The 1855-nt window shown below is 39.2% G+C and carries 1 protein-coding gene; it reads left to right on the top strand.

The features are described 5' to 3' along the window. The first annotated feature begins 1107 nt into the window (after positions 1-1107). Positions 1108-1479 carry a hypothetical protein gene (locus B157_RS0112740; protein ID WP_020603710.1) on the top strand — a complete coding sequence of 124 codons (372 nt, stop codon included), beginning with the start codon at positions 1108-1110 and terminating at the stop codon, positions 1477-1479. Positions 1480-1855: the final 376 nt, after the last annotated feature.

The following is a 1855-nucleotide window of genomic DNA, read 5'->3' as shown; positions in this document are numbered from 1 at the left end:
GAATCAACGTAATTTATCCATCGTAGTTACTCGGGTTATTTTACTGTTCAGAAGTGGCTCCATGGAACATTTCGTACGAATGTCGGCCACCCCCCAACTAGGTAGACAACAGATGAAAAAGCGTGAATAATGTAACTCTTTAAGGATATTGTGTAGTAGAGATTGGTGTGAAAGGAATCAATTTTACTGCTATGTACCAAGCCGTAGAATTACTAACTCCTACTTCGATGAGTCCTCAGCTAGCAAGTAAAGAGCCAGCACATGAACATAATTATAGCGGAACAATCCGCACCCTGACCTGGATAGTGGTTTTCCTCATTACGCTCCTGGTGGTTTACGGGGTGATTAAGTGGATTTTATAACATGATGAAATTTATTGACGCGTATGGTCTGATCACCCTGTTTGGTGTAATACTAACTTGGCTGGCTATATACCTCTATAAAAAAGTGACGTTTAAGAAGCGATGTACCGCCTGCGAAAGTGATCGTCTTACTAGAATGCACCGCCCTAATTGGGCTAAATCCATGCCTGTTGAATTACATAAGTGCAAGGTTTGTAAACATAAATTTTATCAACTGCGGATCGCTTTGCTGTTTCGTACAAAATCCGTCACTTGACTGATTTGATCGACTAACCGGCTTTCAAAAGTCAAGTTTCAAAAAGTCATACCTTTTTGAAACTTAAACGACTATACTGGTCTATCTCGCCAGATTGGTCAAGTGACGGATTTTGTACGAAACGGCAAAGCGACCCCTCATGCAGCAATCAGTATAAATACTTATCTCAATGACCTAATACCCTGTAGGAGAAGAAGACTAGACTTTTTAACTATTTATCCAACTTAATCCGTAGACGACAAGCTCGAAGAACAGCTTGTCGCGGGAAAAGTCATTAATAGTATTTATGGTATCTTTATTAGTCATAATATAATATATTTCATATGTATATTCTACGAGTTATTTTTTAGTTAATTGAAAATCAACTTATTAATTTAATCCTAAATTAATTTAGGATTAAATTGGTTAATTAAATTTTTGTTTAAGTTTACGTACCTATCCAGACGGATAAGTTAGACAAAGTATACCGTAACTACTAGATCTGTATCCATGAATCGACAGCTAGATTGCCCAATAAAGCGCGAAAATGCTTTGACTGATTGGATAAAAGCAACAGAGGATTTCTACTTAAGCTATACTCAATTGGCCACCTATATTCCTCAGGACGCGACTCAGGAAAAAGTGAGTGCCGAGGAGAGTTCCTATATCGGTCAGTGCCCTATGGCTCCAATCGTAAGCCTACTTACAACAATGCATACGGAGTTAGAACGATTATTCCAGGATATGGGTCCATCCAAGACCCTACAGCAGGTTACTATAAGCGAAAACTATCGAAAGCTGGCAGCTCATACCCTTGTTTTGAAGCGATTGAATCAACAAGCCAAAATCAGACTTTTGTTGATAACCAGTATGACTCAATAGCCGATACCTCGGGGAGTCGCCCACATTCGTACGATCGGATGGCCTAAGCCAATGTTCCATCAACAATAATTCGTACAGATAATCAATGGGTTACGAGGTTAAGTAAAGAAAACGTTCGTTTTCTTTACCACCTATCGGCTCGGTAAATGATGAGTTTACAAGCCCCTATTGAAGCAATAAACCCAGTAAAGGAATCAAAGTAAGCTATCCATTATAGCTATTCGAGTTGTCCTACTCCTCGGAATTGGCCCGATGGAACATTTCGTACGAATGTGCCCCCTCCCCCCTTCTTTCCATAAAAAACGTAAACAGTACAGGTGGTAACATATGATGTTACACCTGTACTGTTTACGAATGTATCGTATGAATACTATTT

Origin of the sequence: Spirosoma spitsbergense DSM 19989 (assembly GCF_000374085.1) — a bacterium.
GTDB lineage: Bacteria > Bacteroidota > Bacteroidia > Cytophagales > Spirosomataceae > Spirosoma > Spirosoma spitsbergense.
This window is presented reverse-complemented; position numbering and strand designations above follow the sequence as displayed.

Excerpts from the sequence above, each read along its gene's own strand:
- B157_RS0112740 (WP_020603710.1), top strand. The coding sequence starts at position 1,108 with ATGAATCGACAGCTAGATTGCCCAATAAAGCGCGAAAATGCTTTGACT.